The organism is Tolypothrix tenuis PCC 7101 (assembly GCF_963874875.1).
Lineage (GTDB): Bacteria > Cyanobacteriota > Cyanobacteriia > Cyanobacteriales > Nostocaceae > Aulosira > Aulosira tenue.
The window spans coordinates 3803031-3828018 of record NZ_CAWNJS010000001.1 but is presented as its reverse complement, the minus strand read 5'-3'; the positions used below and the strand labels follow the sequence as shown (position 1 = coordinate 3828018).

The 24988-nt window shown below is 39.7% G+C and carries 18 protein-coding genes; 7 read left to right on the top strand and 11 right to left on the bottom strand.

Annotated elements, in window-relative coordinates:
- The first annotated feature begins 115 nt into the window (after positions 1-115).
- Complete coding sequence (locus AACU25_RS15635; protein ID WP_096577079.1) at positions 116-5524, top strand: trifunctional serine/threonine-protein kinase/ATP-binding protein/sensor histidine kinase; 5409 nt, start codon at positions 116-118, stop codon at positions 5522-5524.
- A 100-nt stretch (positions 5525-5624) separates the two neighbouring features.
- Positions 5625-5888 carry a nitroreductase family protein gene (locus AACU25_RS15630; RefSeq protein ID WP_190445692.1) on the top strand — a complete coding sequence of 88 codons (264 nt, stop codon included), beginning with the start codon at positions 5625-5627 and terminating at the stop codon, positions 5886-5888.
- 156 nt (positions 5889-6044) lie between these two features.
- On the opposite strand, the gene AACU25_RS15625 is transcribed toward AACU25_RS15630, so the two are convergent.
- Positions 6045-6833: a hypothetical protein gene (locus tag AACU25_RS15625; protein WP_096577075.1), complete on the bottom strand. Its 789-nt coding sequence runs from the start codon at positions 6831-6833 to the stop codon at positions 6045-6047.
- Between the two features lie 477 nt (positions 6834-7310).
- Between AACU25_RS15625 and AACU25_RS15620 the strand changes: the two genes are divergently transcribed.
- Positions 7311-7589 (top strand): Calvin cycle protein CP12, encoded by a 279-nt coding sequence (locus AACU25_RS15620; protein ID WP_096577073.1) that lies wholly within the window; start codon positions 7311-7313, stop codon positions 7587-7589.
- 91 nt (positions 7590-7680) lie between these two features.
- Here AACU25_RS15620 and AACU25_RS15615 read toward each other — a convergent pair whose 3' ends face one another.
- Positions 7681-8496 (bottom strand): TlyA family rRNA (cytidine-2'-O)-methyltransferase, encoded by an 816-nt coding sequence (locus tag AACU25_RS15615; protein WP_096583800.1) that lies wholly within the window; start codon positions 8494-8496, stop codon positions 7681-7683.
- A 297-nt stretch (positions 8497-8793) separates the two neighbouring features.
- On the opposite strand from AACU25_RS15615, the gene AACU25_RS15610 reads away from it, so the two are divergent.
- Positions 8794-9273 (top strand): hypothetical protein, encoded by a 480-nt coding sequence (locus tag AACU25_RS15610; protein ID WP_096577071.1) that lies wholly within the window; start codon positions 8794-8796, stop codon positions 9271-9273.
- 491 nt (positions 9274-9764) lie between these two features.
- On the opposite strand, the gene apcB is transcribed toward AACU25_RS15610, so the two are convergent.
- Positions 9765-10274 (bottom strand): allophycocyanin subunit beta, encoded by a 510-nt coding sequence (gene apcB, locus AACU25_RS15605; RefSeq protein WP_045874112.1) that lies wholly within the window; start codon positions 10272-10274, stop codon positions 9765-9767.
- A 358-nt stretch (positions 10275-10632) separates the two neighbouring features.
- Here apcB and glnA point away from each other — a divergent pair, with 358 nt between their 5' ends.
- Positions 10633-12048 (top strand): type I glutamate--ammonia ligase, encoded by a 1416-nt coding sequence (gene glnA, locus AACU25_RS15600; RefSeq protein ID WP_096577069.1) that lies wholly within the window; start codon positions 10633-10635, stop codon positions 12046-12048.
- 251 nt (positions 12049-12299) lie between these two features.
- Here glnA and AACU25_RS15595 read toward each other — a convergent pair whose 3' ends face one another.
- Positions 12300-14030, bottom strand: a complete 1731-nt coding sequence (locus tag AACU25_RS15595; RefSeq protein WP_096577067.1) for a GAF domain-containing protein — start codon at positions 14028-14030, stop codon at positions 12300-12302.
- 1227 nt (positions 14031-15257) lie between these two features.
- Between AACU25_RS15595 and AACU25_RS15590 the strand changes: the two genes are divergently transcribed.
- Positions 15258-16217 carry a cobalamin-binding protein gene (locus AACU25_RS15590; RefSeq protein WP_096577066.1) on the top strand — a complete coding sequence of 320 codons (960 nt, stop codon included), beginning with the start codon at positions 15258-15260 and terminating at the stop codon, positions 16215-16217.
- A 181-nt stretch (positions 16218-16398) separates the two neighbouring features.
- Here the strand turns inward: AACU25_RS15590 and AACU25_RS15585 are convergent, their stop codons facing one another.
- The 3 genes from AACU25_RS15585 to AACU25_RS15575 form a co-directional block, all read right to left on the bottom strand.
- A complete protein-coding gene (locus tag AACU25_RS15585; protein ID WP_096577064.1) occupies positions 16399-16698 on the bottom strand; it encodes a protealysin inhibitor emfourin in 300 nt (99 codons plus the stop codon).
- A 164-nt stretch (positions 16699-16862) separates the two neighbouring features.
- Positions 16863-17945, bottom strand: a complete 1083-nt coding sequence (locus AACU25_RS15580) for a M4 family metallopeptidase (RefSeq protein ID WP_096577062.1) — start codon at positions 17943-17945, stop codon at positions 16863-16865.
- Between the two features lie 628 nt (positions 17946-18573).
- Positions 18574-20718, bottom strand: coding sequence for a peptidase domain-containing ABC transporter (locus tag AACU25_RS15575; RefSeq protein ID WP_096577060.1), 2145 nt, complete (start codon positions 20716-20718; stop codon positions 18574-18576).
- 325 nt (positions 20719-21043) lie between these two features.
- Here AACU25_RS15575 and AACU25_RS15570 point away from each other — a divergent pair, with 325 nt between their 5' ends.
- Positions 21044-21571 (top strand): hypothetical protein, encoded by a 528-nt coding sequence (locus AACU25_RS15570; protein WP_096577058.1) that lies wholly within the window; start codon positions 21044-21046, stop codon positions 21569-21571.
- An 80-nt stretch (positions 21572-21651) separates the two neighbouring features.
- Here AACU25_RS15570 and AACU25_RS15565 read toward each other — a convergent pair whose 3' ends face one another.
- The 4 genes from AACU25_RS15565 to AACU25_RS15550 are packed head-to-tail and all read right to left on the bottom strand — an operon-like array spanning position 21652 to position 24976.
- On the bottom strand, positions 21652-22407 hold the full coding sequence (locus AACU25_RS15565; protein ID WP_096583798.1) for an ATP-binding cassette domain-containing protein: 756 nt from the start codon (positions 22405-22407) through the stop codon (positions 21652-21654).
- Positions 22408-22454: 47 nt separating this feature from the next.
- A complete protein-coding gene (gene pstA / locus AACU25_RS15560) occupies positions 22455-23294 on the bottom strand; it encodes a phosphate ABC transporter permease PstA (RefSeq protein WP_096577056.1) in 840 nt (279 codons plus the stop codon).
- Positions 23287-24165 (bottom strand): phosphate ABC transporter permease subunit PstC, encoded by an 879-nt coding sequence (pstC, locus tag AACU25_RS15555; protein WP_096577054.1) that lies wholly within the window; start codon positions 24163-24165, stop codon positions 23287-23289. Before pstC ends, pstA begins: the two co-directional genes overlap by 8 nt.
- Positions 24122-24976, bottom strand: a complete 855-nt coding sequence (locus AACU25_RS15550; RefSeq protein ID WP_096577052.1) for a phosphate ABC transporter substrate-binding protein — start codon at positions 24974-24976, stop codon at positions 24122-24124. The genes pstC and AACU25_RS15550 overlap by 44 nt, the downstream gene beginning before the upstream one ends.
- Positions 24977-24988: the final 12 nt, after the last annotated feature.

Sequence of the window (24988 nt, the reverse complement as noted above, 5' to 3'; positions counted from 1 at the left end):
ATTGTCTTAATCTCTTATTTTCTGGTGTAATTGGTGCTGTTGGTGGCTGGTTTTTTTGTAGGCCAGCCTTCATACAAAATTGGTCTGATAAAAACTTACTAAGAAGGGTATTGTAATGCTGACATTTTCTTTTATGCAAAATTACGAAATCAACGAAACTCTCTATGAAGGAGATGACACAGTTATTTATCGTGCAAAATCAGAAATCGACAAACAATCTGTTATCTTAAAAATTCTCAAAGCACAGTATCCATCCTTAGATGCAATTATCAATTTAAAACATGAATACAAAATTACAGAGAATCTTAATTTAGAAAATGTTGTCAAAGTTTTGAGGCTAGAAAACCACGAAAATCGATTAGCACTGGTATTTGAAGATTTTGGGGGACAATCACTTAAACAACTACTTAGCACTAGGAAATTAGAGCTAGATAGTTTTATGAATATTGCATTTCAAATGACACAAGCTCTAGTGTCAGTACATAGTTATCATATCATTCACAAAGACATTAAACCAGGCAATATTATTATTAATCCGGAAACAGGTGTTGTCAAACTTACAGATTTCAGTATAGCCTCACAACTCAATAAAGAAACACCACAATTAGCTAATCCCAAGCAATTAGAAGGTACTTTGGCTTATATGTCTCCAGAACAAACTGGGAGAATGAATCGTACTCTCGACTACCGAAGTGACTTTTATTCTCTGGGTATTACCTTTTATGAAATGCTGACGGGAAAACTACCTTTTGAAAGTGATGACCCCTTAGAATTAATCTACTGCCATATTGCCAAAGAGCCTGTAGAGATTAAGGAATTAAATCCAGAAGTTCCGAATACCATTGCGGCGATTGTTGGGAAACTAATTGCAAAAAATGCTGAAGATCGTTATCAAACAGCAAAAGGACTTTTAGCGGACTTAGAAATTTGTTGGAAAGATTTAAAAACAACAGGCAAAATCATTGAATTTACCCCTGGTCGTTTAGATGTTTTGAGTCAGTTGCTGATTCCTCAAAAACTTTATGGAAGAGATTCTCAAATCAATTCTCTTTTGGAGTCTTTTGAACGAGTTAGTCAGGGAAGTTGCGAACTTATATTGGTTTCCGGTTATTCAGGAATTGGGAAATCTTCTGTTGTTAACGAAGTCAATAAACCTATTACTCGCGCTCAAGGTTTCTTTATTAGTGGGAAGTTTGACCAATTTCAACGTAATATGCCCTATGCATCCCTGATTCAAGCTTTTAGTGGATTAATCAGGCAACTCTTGACTGAAAATATCACTAAACTTGAAGAATGGCGTAGTAAGATTTTAGCGGCTGTAGGCTTTAATGGGCAAGTTATTATTGATGTAATTCCTGAATTAGAATTGATTGTAGGTAAACAACCAAACGTAGCTCAATTAGCAGCATCAGAGTCACAAAACCGCTTCAATCAGGTCTTTAGCGAATTTGTTCGTGTTTTCGCTAAAAAAGAGCATCCTCTAGTCATATTTTTAGATGATTTACAATGGGCAGACTCAGCAACTTTGAAGCTAATGGAAGTGCTGATTACTGACATTAACAGCGAATATTTACTTTTAATAGGAGCTTATAGAGATAATGAAGTTAGCTCTGTACATCCATTAATTCAAACATTAGAAGAAATTCAAAAAAACAATATTGTTGTTAATAATGTTGTTTTACAACCGCTTTTGGTCAATGATGTAAATGATTTAGTTGCAGAGGCATTAAATGAATACTCGGCTAAAATAGAAAATTTATCCGATTTACTTTATAATAAAACGGGCGGTAATCCTTTTTTCTTAACACAGTTACTGTTAGTACTTTACCAAGAAAAATTATTAGTATTTAATTTTTTAACTGCTTCATGGCATTGGAATATCGATGAAATCCAAGCAATAGGTATTATTAATAAGAGTGTAGTAGAACTGGTAGCTAGCAGAATTCAAAGCTTACCAGCAACTACACAAAACATATTAAAGTTAGCAGCATGTATAGGCAGTAGATTTTCTCTAGATGTTCTGTCAATAGTAAGTGAACAATCTCCTATCAATAGTGCTAATGAGCTTGATTATGCCTTGCACTCTGGGTTAATTTTACCTTTAAATGATGCTTATCGTATACCTTTAGTTTTTGAACAAGAAGATTCAGGTAATTGGACTTTTGATAGTAAAAAAGTTGGTTATAAATTCTTACATGATAGAGTTCAGCAAGCTGCTTATTCTCTAATTCCAGAGGATAAAAAACAGGCAACTCATTTAAAAATAGGTCGGCTACTATTACAGCAGACACCATCTGAATCTCTAGTAGAAAATATTTTAGATATTGTCAACCAGCTTAATTTTGGTTTAGATTTACTTACTCAACAATCTGAAAAAGATGAACTAGCCAAACTGAATCTTATGGCTGGTAAAAAAGCTAAACAAGCTACAGCTTATGAAACTGCGGTCAAGTATTTAAATACAGGTTTAGAACTTTTAACAATAGATAGTTGGCATAAAGACTATACATTAACACTAAATTTATATGTTGAAACGACAGAAGCAGAATATTTAATTGGTAATTTTAATCAATCGAAATTATTAGGCGATTTAACAATTAAACAAGCCAAAAATATATTAGATAAGGTAAAGATATATGAGATAAAAATGTTAAGCTATATGGCAGAAAATCAAATGCCAAAAGTTTTAGAAATTGGTGTAGAAGTCCTCAAAGAATTAGGAGTAAAATTACCAAAACAACCAACTAAATTAGATGTTATTTTAGCAATAATTCAGACTAAATTAACATTATTAGGTAAACCAATAGAAGACTTAGCTTTCTTGCCGGAAATGTCTGACCCACATAAATTAGCAGCTATGCAAATTTTGTTACAAATTGTACCTGCTGCTAGTCAAGCTGGGTCTCTAATTTTTGTACTTTCTGTATTGGCAATGGTAAGGTTATCTGTTAAATATGGCAAATCGCCTGTTTCAGCTTATGGTTATGTAGCTTACGGTTCAATTTTATCTGATAAGTTCAGTGATTTTGATGCAGGATATAAATTAGGAAAGTTAGCAGTAGAGTCCTTGGCAAATAAGAATGCTAACTCCCTGAAAGCAACAGTTTACTTTGTATTTAATGCCACTATTAGATTTTTTAAAGAGCCTGTTAAAGACACAATAGCTTCTCTTGTAGAGGGGATGCATAGTGGACTGGAAATGGGAAATATAGAAAATGCTGGCTATTGTGCGGTAATTGCAGGTTACCATTCATTGCTGTCTGGAGAAAACTTAGAAATTGTAGATAAGAAGATTTTGGGCTACATCAAGTTAATGCAAAAGTTAAAACTTGAAACACTAGCAGCCGCTACAAGTATTTTTAGACAAGCCGCTTTAAATTTACAGGCTATATCATTGAATAAAGCTGCCTTAATTGGCGAAGCATTTGATGAAAGAACAATGGCACAAGAAGTAACAAAAAATTATTCTTTTAAAGGATTTTATCATGGATGCAAAACAATTATATGTTATTTATTTAATGAATATGATTTAGCGATAGAAAATGCATTAATAGCAGAAGAAACCCATGCGAATAATGCAGGATTATTAATTTATGTTGCCAATAACTTTTATCATTCTCTAGCTCTTTTAGCTCTCTACAATAATGCCTCAGTAGAAAAACAAAGGCAATATTTAAAACAGGTAGAGTTGAATCAAGCTCAAATGAATAAATGGATGAAGCAATCATTGAGTAATTTTAAAAATAAATATGATTTAGTTGAGGCAGAGAAAGCACGAATATTAGGTAAAATCCAGGTAGCAATAGATTTATATGATATTGCTATTGCAGGAGCTAAAGAGAATGGTTATATCCAAGAAGAAGCCTTAGCAAATGAACTAGCAGCAAAATTTTATCTAAATTTGGGTAAAGAGAAGATTGCCAAAATATATATGACTGATGCCTACTATAGCTATATACGTTGGGGAGCTATAGCAAAGGTGCAAGATTTGGATGAACGCTACTCTAATTTGATAATTCGGAATGAAGTTATCAAAGATATAGAAATGGATGCAACTAGAACTATTGCTACAACAAAGATTAATCACTTAGACAGTAAAAGCCACAGCAATGGTGTTTTGGATTTAGCGACTGTAGTTAAGTCTTTGCAAGCAATTAGCAGTGAAATAGTTATAGATAAATTACTAAATACTCTTTTAGAAATAATTCTAGAAAATGCTGCAGCTCAAAAATGTTGCCTCATATTAATGAGAGGGAATGAATTGTTTATAGAAGCGATAAAAACTGCAAATAATTCTTCCGTGGTTCGGCAATCTATCTCAGTTAGTGATAGTCAAGATATTCCTATTTCTATCGTTAACTATGTTGCCAGAACCCAGGAACCTCTAGTGTTCAATGATGCTATTGCTGAGGCGATTTCCCAATCAGACCCTTACATCCAAGAATCTCAACCAAAATCGATTCTGTGCACTCCTATTTTTTATCATGGTAAATTCATTGGGATATTGTATTTAGAGAATAAACTGGCGACAGATGCATTTACTAGGGATCGCATTACTATTTTGAATTTAATCACATCCCAAGCTGCTATCTCTTTAGAAAATTCGCGACTTTATCAGCAAGCACAAGACTATGGCAAGCAGTTAGAAATATCTCTCTCTGATCTCAAGCATATGCAATTGCAATTGGTACAGAGTGAAAAAATGTCTACTTTAGGTGGTTTAGTCTCAGGAATAGCACATGAAATCAACAACCCAATAGGTTTTATTGCTGGTAACTTAGAACCAGCCAGAGAGTACGTCCAAGATTTGCTAGGGTTAATTAGCTTGTATCAACAGCAGTATCCCGAACCTATTGCAGAAATTACCAAAAAAATTAAAGCTATAGATTTAGATTATGTGCGTGAAGACTTGCCTAAACTAATTGCTTCAATGCAAGAAGGTATAAATCGCATTTATGACGTGAGTGTCAGCTTGCGTACTTTTTCTCGAGCAGACACTCAAAAAGCAATTACCTGTAATATCCATGAAGTCATCGACAGTACGATTTTAATTCTCAAGCACCGTTTAAAAGCTTCAGACAGTCGTCCTGCTATTGACATAGTAAAAAAATATGGCGAACTCCCTGCAGTTCAATGTTTCCCTGGTCAACTTAGTCAGGTGTTTATGAATTTGATAGCCAATGCTATTGATGCTTTGGAAGATTCCAATATGGGATGGAGTATGGATGAAATGAAAGCCAATCCCAATTGTATTACCATAATTACCAAGCTCAGTGAAGACCAGGATAACATTGTGATTCAAATTAAAGATAATGGTCTCGGAATGACAGCAGAAGTCAAACAGAAAATTTTTGACCATTTATTTACTACTAAACCCGTAGGTAAAGGAACGGGGTTAGGATTAGCAATTTGTTATCAGATTGTGGTTGAAAAACATGGTGGAAGAATAGAGTGCATTTCTTCCCCTGGAGAAGGTGCTGAATTTATCATTCAGATTCCCATCAAGGTTTTAAAGCAAGCATAAAATCAGCTGGATACATAGTTTTAATACCAAAAGGAATTAAGGAAGCAAGACACAGGAAACAGCTTGAAATTAAATCCTAGCTGTTTTCAACTTGCACAAATTGAGCATCTGGGTTTTCAGACCCTACATTCATGTTAAAGGTTTTCTCCCCTGTCCTCAGCACAGCAGTTTCCAGTCTTTCAGTGCAAACCACAGCCCTTGGTTTATTCACCAAATTGCAGGCTTTGATGCAGGCAAAGCAAAGGGATTATGCAAGATTCCCCGAGGGTATGAACCAGTAGCTGCGATCGCACTTGACTATCCAGGCGATCGCAAACCCCAACAAAGCTTTGTGTTAATTGGTGGTTGGAGGTTGAGAAGATAAGGGGGATGAGGGATATGAGGAAACTAAATTTGTAATTATTTGTTCCCTTTTGGAAATGCCTTTCACCCTTGTCCTTCCCTGCGGGAGGCTAACACGAACGGAGACGCTACGCGTAGCTTGCTTCCCCGCAGGGGCATATCCTTCACCCTTTATCCTTTACTGAATACTTACAAAAACACGTTGAATAGCTTCGACTCTCCTATTTTGATCAAGCGCAATACAAGACCAACGCCAGCGTTCTGACATTAAAGGATAAGTCTGCAAGCGGGTTTGATAATAGGTGTTTTGAGGGTTTGCACATATACCAAACAAACCTATATAAACACCTCTTTGGAGATTTATGTTGCCAGCTGATAGTTCTCCAGAATCATCGCGAAAAGCCTCCACACGTGCCCACAAAATCGCTTCTTTTCCCTGCAATCCTCGATTAAGTGCTGCACGAAAGGTTGTGGGAAAAGCATCGCTGACTCTGGGAGAAGCTTGATTCCATAAGTCAGCTGCATTCACAAATGCTTCTTCGTACTGTTCAGGATTGAGTCCTACGCGCTTCATTCTCTCGAAGAGGCGGGGAATACGGCTTTTTGTGCGACTGAGACATCCAGCATCTGCATTTGCCAGATTAGAACCACCTCTTCCTTGATCCGAACACCAACCTCTATTTATCAAGCCGTTACCTGGATCAATATTTTGAAAATAGTTCTTGGTTTTGCTGCCATCAATCTGACAATTGCCCTCGGCTACACAAATAGCCAGTACTCCAACAGAAGAATTATTAGCAAATAGGGAGTCGAGTCTTCCAGAATATGAGGCGCTAATTCCTGAAATAAACCCGACACCACTAGAAAGTAAGTTAATACTAGGTGCGCTGGCAATAAAAGTACCAACAATGGTTAACAATAGGGTGCTGAGTAAATCCCAAACAATCCCTAATAACGGACGGTTCATTCTGACATTAATTACCTATCTTAACAACAAAGAAAAGATTAAGTTTTGAGTGCTTACCTCCATTTGTAAAGAAAAGTAAATGGCAAATATCACATTACTTATAAACAAAAAAATCTATTTAAACAACAGTGGCAAAACACACCAAAAAGTAAAAATTATAAATCGCTTTCAGCCTCTACTGAGGCATAGTAGGCATTTTCACGCTATAACTAAGTCAGTAAAAATAGAGAAAATAGTTACTTTGGTTATCAATAATTTCTCGTATTCCGAAAGATATCAGCAAATTTATATCTATTGATTGTTGCATTTTTTATATTTACTGATTATTTTTTTACATCCAGCTATTTTCAAGAAATATTGAAATAAGCCCTTATATTGAAGCTATTTCTAATAATATTTGTCAAAATAGAACGTACTGCGAAAGAATCTTTTACAAGCAGTCTCATCTCTATCGCAATACATAAAGGTAAAAGTATCATGCAGACAAATTTAGAAGTAGTTCAAGCTGCTGTGACTGCCGATCAAAATGGCACTAAAACTTTGCAACAAGCGATTTTAGAAGCTATTAATGAAGCCCGTTCTACCTGTGATCGCAACGGCAGTGATTCTACTAATTGCGCTGTAGCATGGGAAATTGTCGAAGAATTGCAAGCTGAAAAAGCTCATCAACAACAAGCTAAAAAACGCAAAACCTTTTTAGAAAGTTACTGCGAACAACATCCAGAAGCAATCGAGTGCTTGATATACGACGTTTAGGAAGGGTGAAGGGTCAAATAAGAGGAAAAGGGGCAGGGGGCAGGGAGACAAGGAGAAATAAGCAATTCCCTATACCCAGTCCCCAGTCCCCCTATTCCCTCAAATCAGCCACAGCTGATTTAGTGATTTGCTGAATTGCTTCTAAATCAGGCGATGGTGTTTCGCTGTCCATTCTCAACCATAAAAGATATTCGATATTTCCTGCTGGCCCGGTAATGGGTGACCAAGTTAAGCCTTGGTATTTCCAACCTAATGCTTGCGCCACTTGCAACACTTGGAAAATCGCGTCTGCTTGGTCGTTTGGATCGCGCACCACGCCTTTTTTGCCTACACGGGATTTGCCAACTTCAAATTGAGGCTTGACTAATAATACTGCTTCGCGAGGCGCTTGAGTGAGTTGCCACAAGGCAGGCAAAATTTTAGCTAAGGAAATAAACGATACATCTACGACTGCTAAATCAGGTATGGGGTCAGCTTCAGCGTACAATTGCTGTGGTTGTAGTTGGCGTAAGTTGGTGCGTTCTCGCAAAATCACCCGAGAGTCATTTCGCAAGCGCCAATCAACTTGTCCATAACCAACATCAATGCCGTAAACTAATTTGGCTCCACCTTGTAGCAGGCAATCGGTAAAGCCACCTGTGGAAATTCCCCCATCTATACAAATGCGCCCTTCTACAGGAATGGCAAAGCTTTCTAAGGCTTTAACTAGTTTCTCACCGCCTCTGGAAACAAACCGTGATCGCTCTTTAATCTGAATGTGAGATGTAATATCTATTTCTGTACCAGGCTTGTCAACAACCTGCTGATTCACGCTGACTTCTCCCGCCTGGATGAGTCGCTGTGCTAAGGCGCGAGAAGTACATAAACCTAATTCTACTAAGAGTGTGTCGAGTCGTTGTTTAGCCAAAAAATCAACTAGATGAGCATGAGCATTTTCTATTGTGCCGGATTTGGGACTTCCAAGGAATAACTTACTCAATTGCGGCATCGATTATTGTTTTGAAAATGGGCATGGGGCATTGGGTAATTGGTAATTGCTTTTCTCCCCTTCTCCCTGCCCCCCTGCCTCCTCTGGCCTCAACAGAAAATCTTCTTAACTGAACCGTATTGGCTTCTAACTTAGGAACCTATAATTCTGCCAAAATTACCAAGGTGAGCATAAAACGTAATTATAATTACAAGGTTACACAAATAGGAACAGAACATGGCTAAAACAACTTCTTTCGCGATTCTGGCATCTGTTCCGGAGATGCATTTGCTGTCTGCATTAGACACAATGGAAAAGCTAGAAAATGAACTCAGCGATGAAATTATCAAAGTCGCTTTCGGTAGCATGGCTTTTGAAGTTTTCCGCAAAGCAGATGAATTACGTGGAGAAAAGACGGTAGAAGTATTAATTTATGCTTCTGACCGTGCGGATCAACCTCTAAACTCGGAAGTCTCTTGGGGAGGTTTATATATTGGTCATGCAAATTCTCGCAATGGCAGATATTCAGGTAAATCAAAGTTTCTGCCGCCATCGACTACAGCCGATAAACCCCGGTGGGCAGTTTTTTGGGAAATTCAAGAGTTAACAAAGCTTAAGACTCCAATTGCGATCGCCTCTTTTAAGCCTTTAGGTAAAAAAACTAACCTTGTTTCGCGTTTTGTCCCTGAGGAGCCAATGCTAATCGAATATTACTAATTTTTGTTACTGAATATGACTGTGAACTGCTGAGGAGGGTTTGTTAATTAATATGAAGCGATCGCCTCTGAACAGATAAAGTCATATTCACAGTTGAGGGCATATCCCTCAAAATTTTTAGCACAATTGCTCATTGACAAATAAAGAATTATTTTAATTTTTTACCAAGATTATGGATTCACTGAAGGTATGTAAATCCAACCTGGGAAATATTAAATTTTATTTTTAAATTGATAATTTATTGTATTTTATGCAGTAGTAAAAAGCGAATTGCTAAAGGAATGTAGATCAAATAAAATGCAAAACTTTTGATGTAAAGTGCCAAGTGCGAAATCGTCACCTCATGACCCCAGATTTTTGATTAATCAGCCACCTAACGTACCCTACAAATATTGCAGGTTATTTAACCCACATTCCTGAATCTAGCTGCCTCCAAAGGAGGTTTGCTGTCGATATTTTGAGGGGTTGGACATTTGTCCTGCCCCAAATATCTAGATATTATTTTCGCTCAATTCACGACTGATATGGTCAAAAGGTTCATCTACAAAAGCGGTATTAGTGACACCTGCTGCTGCTACTTGTGCCTTAACAATTTCCTTCATAATCTGCACACCACGTACTGTGGGGCCAATGGGGACTCCCAAAGAATTGTAAGTTTCTCTTAGCCCTTGCAGAACCCGCTCATCTAAGACATTGGTGTTACCAGCAACCAAAGCATAAGTAGCGTAGCGCAAGTAGTAATCTAAATCCCGCAAACAAGCAGCATAACGACGAGTTGTATAAGCATTGCCGCTAGGACGAATCAATTCTGGTAGTTCATCAAATAATTGAGAACCAGACTGCTTGACAATTGCAGCCGCATTAGAATTGATTGTTGCCGCAGCTTGGATACGTGCGGTACCACTTGCAAAATAGGATTTAAGGCTGTCGAGTGCATCCCGGTCAAAATACCGACCAACTACGTCATAATTCTTAATTAAACTTGTTACTGCATCGCGCATTCCGATTTCTCCCAATCATTAACTATCTATGGTTTGATATTAATTTGGCTGCTTCATGCACCAGTCATTTTTTGTGCCAATTAGAATATAGAATCGGCACAAAACAATCTACCCGCTATTTAAGGATTCTATGCCAAAGTTGACCCCTCTGAGATGGTATGTTCGATTTTTGTACAGGTATAAGGCAAAGGTTAATAGAAGCTATAAACTGGAGAATCTGTAACAAAGACTACAAAAATTCCTAATGTCATATCCTTAGGATATTCCAGGTGTGTCACAATTGGGTTCATCTCAGCAGGGTCAGCGTGGTTTAAAGATTCTAGTTTGAGTTTATTTAATTGGCAGAGAAGGAGTAACAATGACAACCCCACAAGAAGTCTTGAAATTGATTCAAGACCAAAAAATTCAGATGATTGATCTGAAATTCATCGATACACCAGGGACATGGCAGCACCTCACCGTGTACTACAACCAAATCGATGAAAGTTCATTCACTGATGGCGTACCTTTCGACGGTTCCAGTATTAGGGGTTGGAAAGGCATCGAAGAATCAGACATGACAATGGTTTTAGATCCAAACACTGCCTGGATCGACCCATTCATGAAAGAGCCAACTCTAAGTATAATTTGTAGCATTAAAGAACCTCGCACAGGCGAATGGTATAACCGTTGTCCCCGCGTGATTGCCCAAAAAGCCATAGACTATTTAGTTTCTACTGGCCTTGGTGACACAGCTTTCTTTGGCCCAGAAGCTGAGTTCTTTATCTTTGATGATGCCCGTTTTGACCAAACTGCCAACTCAGGTTATTACTACGTAGACTCTGTAGAAGGTCGTTGGAATTCTGGTAAGGATGAAGGCCCTAACCTCGCTTACAAACCACGCTTCAAAGAAGGTTACTTCCCAGTTGCGCCTACCGATACTTTCCAGGATATGCGTACAGAAATGCTGCTGACGATGGCAGCTTGCGGCGTACCCATTGAAAAACAACACCATGAAGTTGCTACTGGTGGTCAGTGCGAATTGGGTTTCCGCTTTGGTAAGCTCATCGAAGCTGCTGACTGGTTGATGACTTATAAGTACGTCATCAAAAACGTTGCCAAGAAATATGGTAGAACCGTGACCTTTATGCCAAAACCAATTTTTGGTGATAATGGTTCGGGGATGCACTGTCACCAGTCTATTTGGAAGGATGGCAAACCTCTATTTGGTGGTGATAAGTATGCTGGTTTGAGTGACATGGCACTGTATTACATCGGTGGTATCCTCAAACACGCACCAGCATTGTTGGGCATCACAAACCCCACCACCAACTCTTACAAGCGCTTAGTACCTGGTTATGAAGCACCTGTTAACTTGGCTTACTCCCAAGGTAACCGTTCTGCTTCTGTGCGGATTCCTCTGTCTGGTTCTAACCCCAAAGCTAAACGTTTAGAGTTCCGTTGCCCAGATGCTACCTCTAACCCTTACTTAGCATTTGCTGCTATGCTTTGTGCTGGTATTGATGGTATCAAAAATAAAATCCATCCTGGTGAACCCTTAGACAGAAATATCTATGAACTCTCTCCAGAGGAACTAGCAAAAGTTCCTTCTACTCCTGGTTCTTTGGAACTGGCATTAGAAGCTCTGGAAAATGATCACGCCTTCTTGACTGAAAGCGGTGTATTCACAGAAGACTTTATCCAAAACTGGATCGAGTACAAACTAGTTAACGAAGTTAAGCAGCTACAACTACGTCCTCATCCCTACGAATTTTACCTGTACTACGATTGCTAATTGCGATCGCTAGTAGTCTTCTAGGTAGTAAGCACTTTGCTGCTTACTACACAACTTCAAGCTGTACTGATAATTTTTTGCCACCCACTAGGGCGGCTTTTTTTGACAAAAATTAGCTTAAGCACTACGAAATCTTGAGCTTTATGCCTGCAGTTCGCTCTTGCTCAATCTATAGCTTACTTTCGTAATCATTAATTACCAATTACCAATTACCAATTACCAATTACCCATTACCCATTACCCATTACCCATTACGAACCACTATAAGGTTGATCTGGCAGAAACAATGTAAACCGACTTCCTTGACCCAAAGCCGATTCCACTGTAACATCGCCACCATGCAAACGTGCTAATTTGCGTGTTAAGGCTAGACCCAAACCCGTACCTTCATACTGACGATTTAAGCGGCTATCAAGCTGTTTAAATGGTTCAAAGAGAAATTGAAAATTATTAGGATCAATGCCTATACCAGTATCAGCAACTGTAAAAGTAATACCATTACTGACTTTTTTAACTTCTAAGGATACCTTACCTGCTGGTGTAAATTTAATTGCATTTGTCAGTAGATTGAGTAGCATTTGCTTGACTCGCCGCTCATCTCCAATAAAAATCTCGGCTTCTGAGTCAATTTCGTTGCTCAGTTCCAATTCCTTATCTAAAGCTTGGTCTGATACTGTAGATATCACATAATTACACACATCTCTAACTAGTAAAGGTAACTGCAACAGTTCTTCTTTCCCGGCTTCTACCTTAGATAGATCCAAAATATCGTTGATTAGGGCTAAGAGATGTTGACCACTGCTATATACACAACTTATATATTCTTGCTGCTTTTCATTGAGAGGGCCGACCATTTCTTGTTGCAACAATTGCGATAAACCCATAATCGCGTTCAGGGGTGTTCGCAGTTCATGGCTCATGGTCGCTAAAAATTCACTTTTGGCACGACTCCCTGCTTCTGCAGCTGCTTGGGAGGCGCGCAGTTTTAACTCAGTTTGCTTGCGTTCGGTAATATCTTCAACAATAGCTAAGAAAAACGCAGGGTTACCGTAGCTGTCACGAATAACTGAAACTGACAGATGAGTCCAAACTAACCCTCCTTGTTTATGAAGGAAAAGTCTTTCCATCTCAATGCGATTTCTTTGTACAAGTTTTTCTGGATCTTGATTAATGCCAGAAACAAGTTGTCCAAAAAGCTCTAAATCTCCCTTCTGCTGGGAAATATAATTGGTAAACCTCTGCCCAAATAGTTCTTCACGGCTGTAACCTAGCATCTGGCATAATGCTGGATTAGCATCCACTATTTCTACTTTCATATCTATGAGTCCGATACCGATTGAGGAACACTCAAAAATTGCTCGGAATTGGGCCTCACTCTGGCGCAGTGCGGACTCTGCAGCGTTACGCTCGCTGGCTTCTATCGCTAGGCTGACAAAATCTGCCATTGAACCAGCAAAATTCTCTTCTTCTAAAGTCCATTGGCGAATCTCGCCTAAATGTTCGTGAGAAACTACTCCTACTAACCGACCCCCTAGCCAAATTGGTGCATTTAACAAAGACGCAATACCCAACACAGACAAATAAGACTGGGATAATTCTTGAGTTCTCATATCGTTGATGGCATCATCGGCAGCAATACTGCGTTCCTCTGATAAAGCTTGGAAATAATCAGGGTAATTGGCCTTCAAAAGCGACAAGCCGCAGGTATGTTCTTTTGTTTTAAAGTCGTATAAATCAATACATTCTAATGTCGAGTGGTCTTGGTTGTATAACCATACACCAACTCGCTGCACATTGAGCGTGCGAGCAGCAGCTTCTGTAATCTCTTGGAATGCTGCATTGAGATTACCTTGTTGGAATGTTTTACTTCTTGCTAGCTGCACCAGTGTTTGACTTTGTTTTCGGCGAGCATGTTCTCGAGTTTGCAAAGCTCCCGGGGACTGCTTGGCTTCTGTAATATCTCTAGCTGCCACCACATGCATTTTTTAACCTGCGTAAGAAATAATTTTGCTTTGGAGTTCTACGGGGAAAGTAGAGTCATCTTTAATAAATACAATTACTTCACAGGTTTTTTCAGACCCGGAAAGTATATTTTTTACTATTAACTCCTGTGATTCTAGCGTGACGATCTGGAGGGTAGTATTGTTACTCAGGTTTGCAATTTAGATCTGATATGAATTAAAAATGCCTATTTCCCCTTCAGGGCTTCAATAATTGTTAAAAATCGTGGTTTGAAAATTATCGACAAAATTACAAAGTTTGTGGTAATCAGTTCCCATTAGAAGTAATTTCATCACCTGTCATTTCTGCCAGAATTTATGGTTTGCATAGACAATCATTCCTCTATGATGTAAGATGACTCATTAAAACGTTGTTTAAGCCGAACAATGCTTTGTTTTGGCGCTCAGTCAAATTAAATAAAGACGATAACTGTACCTCATAACTGGCTTTGGGTGTAGCATACAGTTACTTTTGGTGTTCAGTATTCATTTATGCTGTTGGTTGTCGCTTGTTTAGGCAACCGCCACCGCAAAAGTTGAGGCGTAATTCACTTTTTATTCAATAGTTCTGTGCTAATCAACTCAGAGCTACTAAGCTGCAAACTTCATCTCCCATCTTAGCGATCGCAATGATTGCCACTTTGGAAGCGATGTCTATTAATGACCCGCTATTACGCATCTCAGGAGATGAAATACGGTTTTTACACAATTAGCATTATTTAAGAATAAATTCAAGAACATTACATCTATTGATAAATTTTTCAGCCTAAGACAATGAAAACCACACTTTATATATGCATTAAACTCAGGAAATTTCATCCAACTAGTACATATACTTATAAGGAAGTTAACAATTGTCTATAAATATATTAAGAAAGTGAAATAAAACAAGAATCAACTTTGTTATAGTTTCGTTTTTGGGCGCTGTTATAAAACTTTACATTGTGGGATTGAATCGCGCTAACTTGCTGATTTTGTCGTGCTATGGAAATTAAGAGTGAAGCGAGAAGAGTCTAGGTTTTTTGAAATGTGAGCTTGACAAAATGTTGCAAATTTATTACCTAAATTCTCCTGATCCTTGCTATTCAAGTTATTGCTAATTTTTGCTAAAAAAATCTTTGAAAAGCCAGTGTATTCTTTTAGAGAGATACGCTAGGTCACAAATTTTGCGACAATTATGAATAGAGCAGCTGTTACAGAGGTGGAGCAATGAAAGATAGCAGCGTCAGAATTGTCTCTCTCATTCCAAGTGGAACAGAGATTTTAGCAGCACTGGGTTTGAGTAACGCAATTGTGGGGCGATCGCACGAATGTGATTATCCCCCAGAGATTCAGGATCGCCCCATTTGTACCGCAGCCCGGATCAATACTAATGCCTCCAGCCGGAAAATTCACGATGAAGTGAATGATTTATTACAATCAGCTCTCAGCATCTATGAAGTTAATACGGAGGTTTTAGAGCAATTACGTCCCACCCATATTGTGACTCAAGACCAGTGTGATGTCTGTGCAGTCAGCCTCGAAGATGTAGAAACAGCAGTTGCCAGTCTCATCGACAGTTCACCCCAAATTATTTCTCTGCAACCCAACGTGCTGCAAGATATTTGGAACGATATTGAGCACATCGGTAATATCTTCCAGGTAGACTCAGTGAAGTTAATAGAAAACCTAGAAGCTCGTGTCAAAATTTGTCAACAGAAAATCCAAGGACTCTCTTTAACAGAAGTACCTACAGTTGCTTGCATTGAATGGATCGATCCGTTGATGACAGCTGCTAATTGGATTCCGGAATTAGTTAACTTGGCAGGTGGGCAAACGCTGTTTAGTTCCCCAGGTCAACCATCGGCTGTTTTACCTTGGGAAACACTCATAGCTAGCAATCCCGATATCATTATCTTTATGCCTTGCGGTTGGGATTTAGAACGCACTCGCCAAGAAGCGCAGTTATTAACTCAAAGTTCGGACTGGCAAAAACTTCATGCTGCCCAAACTGGTAGAGTCTACATTACCGATGGCAATGCCTATTTTAACCGTCCAGGGCCAAGGCTAGTAGATTCTCTAGAAATTTTGGCAGAAATGTTGCATCCCGAAATTTTTGATTATGGCTACAAAGGTACAGCCTGGGAAGCTTTAACAACTGATGAAGTGATGGCTTTATCCAGAAGTTAAGCATACAAGGGTTGAATGGCACTTACTTTAGCGGCATTTAGACCCCCGACTTTTTCAAAAAGTCGGGGGTCTGAGCAGCAATGTTTATTTAAATTAGGTGCTATTCCACCTTACTGGCTATTTCTCTCCCCTGCTCCCTGCTCCCTGCTCCCTGCCTACAAAGTTTTTAATTGAAAAGTCCCTAAGAACGCTTGGCTACTTGATTCAGCCATTCAATCAGGGGTCTTAAAGTTCCGGGTAATGCTGCCTCACTGACAGTAACAGTATGTTGCTTACCTTGGTCTTCTACTTTCAACTTATACTGAAAGCGATCCGCTTGGGGATTAGGTGAAGTAATTTTTTCAGGTAAGTTAAATAAACCAGCAGCTTCCACTAGTCGGGGGAGTTCGTTTGCTTCATGAGGCGGGAGATTAGCGGTATCAACAGTTGTTTTCTTGCTAATTCCAGCAAAGCCGCCTGTGCGTTCAAAGGAGATTCTCATTTTTTGCTCTCCGTTGTGCTTTCTAGGGGAAGGAATAAAAAAACTGGAAGATTTCGATGGTTATCTTCCAGTGTAACAACAAAGGACAAAACAGTGTAAATTTTGAATCACGAATGATGAATTATGAAAATTTTACTTGTTGATGATTCATCATTCACCATTCACTATTTGATCACACCTACCTTTTGCCAAGCATTCTGTACAGCTTTTTGTTCTTTACTATCGTTACCGTAAAGTTCGCTAGCAACTTTGATAGTTGCAGTAGCTGCTGCTTTAAAGTTAGCATTAGCACGCAGGCGATCGCGCAAAGTTATGTACCAAATTTTGCCAGATTTTTCCCAAGCATAGCCGCCAATCTCCATTGCAGCTAGATAAAAAGCATAGTTGGCGATACCTGAGTTGATATGCACGCCAGCGTTATCTTCCGTACCTGTATACTTGTCTTTCATCAAAGCAGGTTGCGGATCTTTACCCATGACTGGATCGTCGTAGGCTGTTCCTGGTGCTTTTAGGGAACGAATGCCAATACCTTTAACAGTTGGTGCTAAAAGACCTTCCCCAATAATCCAGTCTGCTTGGTCTACGGTTTGATTTTTGCTTTTTTGTTTGACTAAAGCGCCGAAAACATCAGAAAATGACTCATTAAGCGCCCCTGGTTCGCCGTAATACTGTAGACCAGCCTCGTACTGAGTCACACCATGAGTTAGTTCATGGGCAATGACATCAATTGACTTAGTAAAGCGTTGGAATAATTCCCCATCACCATCACCATAGACCATCTGGTCGCCATTCCAGAAAGCATTGTCATATTTGACACCGTAATGTACGGTAGAGTCTAAACGTAATCCTTTATCATCAATAGAATTGCGGTCAAATATTTCATGGAATAAGTCATAAGTAGCACCAGCAGAATCATAGGCTTCATTAACTGCAGGATCGCTGCTGGGTGGATCTCCTTCACCGCGTACCAATGTCCCCGGTAAATTTTCCGAATTTTTAGCATCATAAATAGTCCGGCGCTTCACACCTGGGGATGGCGCAAACGAGACAGAACCAATGACATTTCTTCTACCGCGCAACTGTGCGGAAACGTTTAATGTTTGAAAAGCCCAATTACGTTGCTCAGGGTTACCATTAACAGCAACATTTTCTAGTATGTGTGGCGGAATAATACAACAGATAGGGCATCTGGAATACCCTGGATGTTCACAGTTAAAACCTGTTGATTTCTTCTTATTTCGAGCCATATTCAGGTATTCTCCCTTTTAAACTAAGTGATGGCAAACAGTGGTAATCATCCACCGTTCAAAGGAGTAAAAACTAATGCAGGTGGTGTGTCCCTATTTTGTTTAATCTAGAAAACTTTCTACTTTATGTTTTAGAACAGGTCTTTTCAGAGTGCAGAGTTCCTCTCTAGGGCATTTTTATGTTGGGACATGACATAGAAACACAAGACAAAATCAGATTCCGTAAATTACAACAAAATCCTAGCCTCGTGATGCACAACCTCCTTGAAAGACCCAACGGCTTTATATAATAGGTCTTGCTCAATGTAAATGTGTAAATTATTACTGATTTGTTACTAAAGTTATGGGTATTGGGCATGGGGCATTGGGCATTGGGCATTGGTAATTGGTAATTGGTAATTGGTAATGGGTAATTGGTGATTACTTTTTCCCCTCATCTCCCTAATCCCCAGTCCCCAGTCCCCAAGGGACTTCCAGAAAATAAATTATCCAATTTACTTAGATAATATTTTTCTTTCTCCCCCTGCTCCCTGCTCCCTGCCCCCCTGCCTACTCAGCGACGGGATATTTTTTTAGTTGGAAGTCCCCAATCCCCAGTCCCCAATCCCCAATCCTCAATCCAGGTTGCCTAAAAATTTAAGAAGAACAAGGGGTTGTTAGGTTGAGCTTGCAAATCTGTAAAACATCCTTGGGCGGTTAATTGGCCTTCGTTCAGGACAATTATCCAATCTGCGTGTTGGATGACATGAGGGCGGTGGCTAATGAGAATTGTAGTTTTACCATAGCGATCGCTCAATAATTTCTCTAGGAGATAAGATTCGCTGGCGGGATCTAAAGCCCCTGTCGATTCATCCATAATTAAAATCGATGGGTCAGAGACAATGGCCCTAGCTATGGCTAAACGCTGACGCTGTCCGCCGGAGAGGTTTGCGCCAAACTCACCTAAGACAGTTTGATATTTATCGGGTAGGCGGCTGATAAATTCATCAGCGCCAGTGATTTTACAAGCATTAACAATCGCTTCAAAGCTAGTGTATGGAGCATTTAAACGAAAATTTTCAATAATTGAACGACTCCAAAAATGCGCTTCTTGGGGAATTAGCACTACTTGTTGACGTAGCGAATCTAAAGATATATCGGGCAAATTGTAATCACCAATCCGAATATTGCCAGATTGCAACGGATACAATCCAGAAATTAGTTTGGTTAATGTACTTTTACCACAGCCGGATTGACCAACTAACGCTACTATTTTCCCTCCGGGAATGGTTAAGGAAAAATCTTTTAATAAGTCAACTCTGCCAGCGTGGTGAAAATTAATATCAAGGCAAATAATATCGGAGTTAGCCGGAATTTTTACCCAAGGTTTTTGCTCATATCCTTGATTTTCAGGAGTGGCATCAATAACTTCTGCTAATCGCTCAATGGAAGTTCTAGCGCGCACCAACCCATTAGCAAAGCCAATGACTGTGCTGAGAAACCCCAGAAAATTGGCGTTCATGCTATTGAAAGCGAGTAATTGTCCTATGCTTAATTCTTTAGCGATCGCCAGACTGCTGCCAAACCACAATAGGATAACGCTACTAACTGTAAATACCAAGCTCGAAAAAATATTATTAATTGCAGAAATCTGCATAGTTCTAAAGCCTAAATTGGCAACTCTGCCATATTTAGTCTGTAATTCTTCCCATAATTGTGGCGCAGCAGATAAACTTTTAAAGGTGATTGCGCCTTTAAAAGTTTCAACTAAAATCCCTTGGTTTTCTGCTTCTAAGATTAATAAGTTTTGAAATTTACGTTGCAATATAGGTAAAAATAGCAATGTAGATAATGTCATCAACGCTGAAAATGCTAAAGCTAAAAAAGTCAGTTTCATGCTGTAGAACAACATAAAACCCAAGGAAATCAGCGCGATAAAAAACTGACTGGGTAATCCAATGACAGATTGAGAAACTAGCTGATTAATTTCTTGAATATCTCGCAGCCGACTCATAATTTCTCCACTGCGATGAGATTCGTAGTATGTCAGAGGTAAGCGCAGAATTTGCCGACAAAATTCTAATACCAATCCTAACTGCAGCCGCCCGGCAAAATGGGTAATTAGATTAGACTGCACTAATCTGAGACTGCTACTGAGCAGATTCATCACAATCGCTGCTAAGACAACATTTACTAGCAGTTTGGTATCACCACGCACCAGCACATCATCGGTGAGAATTTGCAGCAGAAACGGAGAAATCAGGGAAAGCAGTCCCACAAAAATATTGATCAGAAATGCTTCGCCGAGGATAGCGCGATAATTCCAGACTGGCTGCAGAAACCGCCGAAAATTACCAATGCGATCGCTCTCTTGCTCAAAAAAGCGATCGCTATCTGGTTCGACTAACAGCATCAGCCAATTTCCCCACCCCGCCATGAGTTCATGCTTTGCTAGGTAACGCAGCCCCACAGCCGGATCGGCAATTACATATTTTTTACCCCGTCGCCCATACAACACTACCCAGTGGTAACCTTGCCAGTGAATAATCGCTGGTAGCGGTAGTTCCTGTAATTTATCGAGAATTTCTGGTGCAGCTTTGACTCCTCTAGCATTAAACCCTAAAGTTTGTGCCCCACGTTTTAACCCCAACAAAGAAGTACCAAGTTGTCCCGTTCCTACAGCTTCACGGACACGGTTAAGGCTAAAAATCCGACCGTAGTGTTTGGCGATTGTACTTAAACAAGCTGCGCCACAATCTTCTTCACTGTGCTGACGAATTAGTTGATAACGCATAAAATATCAATCACACAATCTGGCAATTATTGCCGTCAAATTAACCATCCTGAGCATTAATGACATAAAAAAATCAGCCTGTGGCACAGGTAACGATGATTGCTTATATTGATAATTCCCAGATGCCAACCCAAAAAGCCAGTCATAGCAATTTTGGGTAATGGGTAATGGATAATTGGTACAAACACCAAAAACCGAGATAAATCAACTGGTTTTGGGCATATTGAGAAATAACAGTTAAAAATTTCTTGGGAGTGTTAAGTTATTAAGCCTCATCTGAAGCGAAAAAGCGAGAAATAATTTTAGGTTTAGGGAGTATTACATAATGGGCGAAGCTAAGGACAGAACACCGTTAGATGCAAATTATGAAAAACAGACTATCAATGCTGATGAAGCTAACTGGGTAGGCTTTCTGATTGAAAGATACTCAGAAGGTAAAATTTTATGTATTGATACGTTAGATAGAATCTTGCATTTCTGCTTTTGGGATGAAGATTCAGTGGCGCACATTAGAATGCAGCGAGAGGATATTCTATCTCATTTGATTGATAATGCTGCCGAAAATAATTTCGATGGAGATACAACTAAGCTGGCTGGTATAGCTGATAGAATCATTTCGGAATTAACTACACAGGCAATACAAAATTTACCTGAATTCATTGAAGCGCGAGAAGTACTTCTCAATAAAGGGTTTTTTAACTTTCAAAACGGCTCAACTATTGAATGGAATCCTTTAGAAGCAGATTTCTATAAAAATCAATATGCTGAAGAATTTTTAGATAAATCTTCTATTTTAACTCCTTATATTGAATATCCTAAACATTGCCGGGTTTCTAGGAATGATAAACATTAGGATGATTGATAATTGGTGATTAAGAAATTTTTGGAAAATTCTAAATATTGTATCTATTTTGAGTTTTGCTTGATAATAAATTACCCACGAATACCATTGACATAAGCAGATGTTAAATCATGTTGTGGATTTGTAAAAATCTGCTCGACTGTACCATATTCAATTAATCTTCCTACTTCTCCTTGTACCCAAAATAGGGCAGCGTAATCGCCAATACGTCTGGCTTGGGCGAGGTTATGAGTGACAATTACCACGGTGTAACGTCCTCGCAGACTGGCAATTAAATCTTCAACTACGCCGCTAGAAATGGGATCGAGGGCGCTACAAGGTTCATCAAATAGTAATACTTCCGGTTGCAAAACTAAAGCACGGGCAATACATAAACGCTGCTTTTGTCCACCAGATAAAGATAAGGCAGAACTATGCAACCTATCTTTAACTTCTTTCCACAGTCCGACATCTTCTAGGGTAGTTTCAATTAGCCACTTGATTTTTTCGCGGTTTTTGACACCATGTTCTTGTAGGGGAAATGCGAGATTTTTCCAAATAGAAAAGGGAAAAGGATTTGGTTTTTGGAAGATTGTTCCCACACGCCGACGGAGGGCGATCGCATCTATCCGACTGTTGAGGATATCTAAATCATCTAGGCGAATGCTGCCGCTAACTTTGGTATGGGGTATTAAATCCGTTAAGCGATTTAGACAACTTAAAAAACTGGTTTTGCCACAGCCAGAAGGCCCCACTAAGGCAGTAATTTTACCTGCCTGAATTGGCATAGTAATATCTGTAAACGCGGCTTTTTTACCGTAATATAAACTCAGCTGCTCGGTGTGCATTGCAGGCAAAGATAACGGAGCATTTTGCAGAAATTGAGATTTCTCGATCAAGATGCGATCCTCCTCGCTAACCAAAATTGAGCTGTCCAAATTGCGATGCCATTGATCAGCAACAATAAAATCAACAACACCAAAGCCGAGGCATAGGCGTTAGCATCTCCACCTGCGACATTCATTGATAAATCGAAAATGTGAACCGATAGCGATCGCCCAGAATCGAGTAACGACTCTGGCATTCGATCCACATAGCCACTAGTAAAAATTAATGCAGCTGTTTCTGCGATCGCCCTGCCAATTCCCAGCACTAAACCGACAACTAACCCTGGTGTAGCTGCTGGTAATAAAAGTTTCCCTAATGTGGTGGTACGAGATAATCCCAAAGCTGCAGCCCCTAAACGATAATCCAGGGGAACAGCCCGCAGCCCTGCTTCTGTGGAACGAATCAAGATAGGCAAAACCATACAAGCTAATGTCAACCCACCAGACAATATCGAAAAGCCCAATCCCAACTTGATGGAGAAAAAAGCGTTGCCAAACAAGCCAAAAACTATAGATGGCACTCCCGCCAACACATCTAAACTACGACGCACTAAACGCCCAAAGACACTTTCGCTGGTGGTAAATTCGGCTAGTAGCACAGCAGTACCAATACCGAGGGGGAGAGAAACTGCCATACAAACACCTAAAATCAAACAAGTAGAAATCAAAATCGGCGCAATTCCCCCCTCGCGCCCAGCATTTTCCGGTGCTGTTGTCAGAAATTCCCAGGAAATTTGCCCTAAACCATGCCCTAAGATATCGCTGAAAATCCAGCAGAAAACTGCGGTAATCAAGAATGCGATCGCCCACAGTAATAAGGTAGGTAATGGCAGGGATTTTTTAGCCATAGATGTTTCTCTGGCTAATAGTTTCCGCCACTGCTACTAAAATAGCGATCGCTACCATCAGCAACAAGCCACTGACAAATAAGGCGGAACGGTGATTGCCTGTGGCATAAGCCATTTCTAAAGCTATATTGGCAGTTAGGGTGCGAATGGGGTCAAATAAACTCTTAGGTGTTTGCACTACATTGCCACAAACCATCAACACCGCCATTGTTTCTCCAATCGCCCTTCCCGTTCCCAAAATCAAACCCGTAAATAAGCCAGATTTAGCTGCTGGTACAACTACGCTGCTAATTGTTGCCCAGCGAGAAATTCCCAAGGCGGCTGCACCCTGGAGATACTCAGCCGGCACTTCCGCGAAACTGGCTTCTGCGGTTAAGGCGATTGTGGGCAGAATCATCAATGTCAAAATGGCGATTCCTGCTAGCAAGCTAGTTCCTGGTGATTGCAGTTTCCCAATTAGTGGCACAAGCACAACTAAACCCCAAAAACCATAAACTACAGAAGGAATGCCAGCCAGTAACTCAATTAAGGTGCGATACAATCTGGCAATCACAGGTGGGGCATAATATTGACAAAATATTGCTGAACCAATGCCTAAAGGTGTCGCCAACAGAACGGAACCGAGTGTGACTAACAAACTTCCCCATAGCATCGGCAGCAGATTATAAAATCCTTGCACTGGATGCCAAGATGGATCGCTGACAAAACGCCGCCATCCTAGCTGTTGCAAGATGGGTAAGGCTTCAAGTAATAAGAATGCAGTAATTAAGATAACAATAATACCTGTAATTAAAGCTAATAGCCGTAATATCCACAGGAGAAGGTTATCACTTTGAGATGGGGACAAAATCCTGTTTTTTAACAATGTCATGGACTTGTGGCGACTGGGCAAAATCGATAAATGCTTTTTCTAACCCTTGCGGCTGGGTTTTGGTAACCAAATTCAGCGGGCGCGCCAGGGGAAATGTGCCATTTTTGATATTCTCTGTGCTAGCCGCGACTCCATTCAGGGGTAATAACTTAATTGGTACGCCGTTGTTGATACTAAATTCAGCAGTACCAATAGATACATAGCCAATAGCGTTGGGATTACCTGCGACTGTTTTAATCCCCTGCTGATTGTCCCCAATCACAACCGATGATTTGATATCGCTATTCTTGAGTTTGAAATAGCTGAGAAACAATTCCAGGGTAGAACGTCCCTCGGCTTTATTTACAACTGTGATGGGTGCATTCTTACCACTAAATTGTTGCCAGTTGTTAACCTTACCCGTATAAATATCGATAACTTGTTGGTTTGACAGGGATTTTATCGGATTTTCTTTGTGCAAAATAATACCAATACCATCTTGTGCGATCGCAAAAGCTTTTAAGTCTTTTTCCTCTGTTTTCAAACTCCGAGATGCCATACCAATATTGGCAACACCTGTGCGTGCATCAGCAATCCCGCGAGAAGAACCACCTGTTTGCACATCGACTCGCACATCCGGATGTTCTGATTCAAATTTCTTCCCAATTTCGGCTGCCAAAGGTGCTACCGTACTCGAACCGGTTAAAACTAACTTTCCTTGTAATTTATTGGTTGCTTGAGTTGTTGTTTTAGCAGATTGCGTACAAGATTGTAGTCCTAAACCAATTGTTAAACCGACAGTAATTAACGCTAGGGGTTTAAATTTTGTCATCGCCAAATTGCT

Excerpts from the sequence above, each read along its gene's own strand:
- AACU25_RS15635 (WP_096577079.1), top strand. The coding sequence starts at position 116 with ATGCTGACATTTTCTTTTATGCAAAATTACGAAATCAACGAAACTCTC.
- AACU25_RS15625 (WP_096577075.1), bottom strand. The coding sequence starts at position 6,833 with ATGAACCGTCCGTTATTAGGGATTGTTTGGGATTTACTCAGCACCCTA.
- AACU25_RS15620 (WP_096577073.1), top strand. The coding sequence starts at position 7,311 with ATGCAGACAAATTTAGAAGTAGTTCAAGCTGCTGTGACTGCCGATCAA.
- AACU25_RS15610 (WP_096577071.1), top strand. The coding sequence starts at position 8,794 with ATGGCTAAAACAACTTCTTTCGCGATTCTGGCATCTGTTCCGGAGATG.
- apcB (WP_045874112.1), bottom strand. The coding sequence starts at position 10,274 with ATGCGCGATGCAGTAACAAGTTTAATTAAGAATTATGACGTAGTTGGT.
- glnA (WP_096577069.1), top strand. The coding sequence starts at position 10,633 with ATGACAACCCCACAAGAAGTCTTGAAATTGATTCAAGACCAAAAAATT.
- AACU25_RS15595 (WP_096577067.1), bottom strand. The coding sequence starts at position 14,030 with ATGCATGTGGTGGCAGCTAGAGATATTACAGAAGCCAAGCAGTCCCCG.
- AACU25_RS15590 (WP_096577066.1), top strand. The coding sequence starts at position 15,258 with ATGAAAGATAGCAGCGTCAGAATTGTCTCTCTCATTCCAAGTGGAACA.
- AACU25_RS15585 (WP_096577064.1), bottom strand. The coding sequence starts at position 16,698 with ATGAGAATCTCCTTTGAACGCACAGGCGGCTTTGCTGGAATTAGCAAG.
- AACU25_RS15580 (WP_096577062.1), bottom strand. The coding sequence starts at position 17,945 with ATGGCTCGAAATAAGAAGAAATCAACAGGTTTTAACTGTGAACATCCA.
- AACU25_RS15575 (WP_096577060.1), bottom strand. The coding sequence starts at position 20,718 with ATGCGTTATCAACTAATTCGTCAGCACAGTGAAGAAGATTGTGGCGCA.
- AACU25_RS15570 (WP_096577058.1), top strand. The coding sequence starts at position 21,044 with ATGGGCGAAGCTAAGGACAGAACACCGTTAGATGCAAATTATGAAAAA.
- AACU25_RS15565 (WP_096583798.1), bottom strand. The coding sequence starts at position 22,407 with ATGCACACCGAGCAGCTGAGTTTATATTACGGTAAAAAAGCCGCGTTT.
- pstA (WP_096577056.1), bottom strand. The coding sequence starts at position 23,294 with ATGGCTAAAAAATCCCTGCCATTACCTACCTTATTACTGTGGGCGATC.
- pstC (WP_096577054.1), bottom strand. The coding sequence starts at position 24,165 with ATGACATTGTTAAAAAACAGGATTTTGTCCCCATCTCAAAGTGATAAC.
- AACU25_RS15550 (WP_096577052.1), bottom strand. The coding sequence starts at position 24,976 with ATGACAAAATTTAAACCCCTAGCGTTAATTACTGTCGGTTTAACAATT.